Origin of the sequence: Rhizobium mesosinicum, assembly GCF_019511345.1 — a bacterium.
GTDB lineage: Bacteria > Pseudomonadota > Alphaproteobacteria > Rhizobiales > Rhizobiaceae > Rhizobium > Rhizobium mesosinicum.
The window spans coordinates 1-437 of record NZ_JAEUAK010000034.1; the positions used below are offsets into that span (position 1 = coordinate 1).

Below are 437 nucleotides of genomic sequence, written 5' to 3' on the forward strand. Positions count from 1 at the left end.
GTGTTAGCTACAAATCACAGCTTAATGAAAATGACGTCTTTAGTGTCGAAGATGAAAGTGATATGATTTTGACGGGATATCTTGCCTTCCTTGACCCACCAAATCCATCAGCAGCACCTGCTATCAAGGCTTTGGCGGAATATGGTGTGACCACAAAAATTTTGACTGGAGACAATGATAAGGTGACACAGGCTGTCTGTGAAAAAGTTGGTCTAGATGTGACGCACATTCTACTTGGAAGTGATCTTGATACCATGTCAGATCAAGATTTGGCTAAGGCTGTGGAAACGACAACAGTCTTTGCTAAGTTATCCCCAGACCAAAAGGCACGAATTATCCTAAGCCTTAAGGAAAATGGGCATAAGGTAGGCTATATGGGTGATGGTATCAACGATGCCCCATCCATGAAGGTGTCAGATGTGGGGATTTCTGTGGAT

At 43.2% G+C, this 437-nt stretch carries 1 protein-coding gene; it reads left to right on the top strand.

Annotation, left to right across the window (positions count from 1 at the left end; genetic code table 11):
- A partial coding sequence (locus JNB85_RS30450) for an HAD family hydrolase (protein WP_220338122.1) occupies window positions 1-437 on the top strand: 437 nt, incomplete at both ends.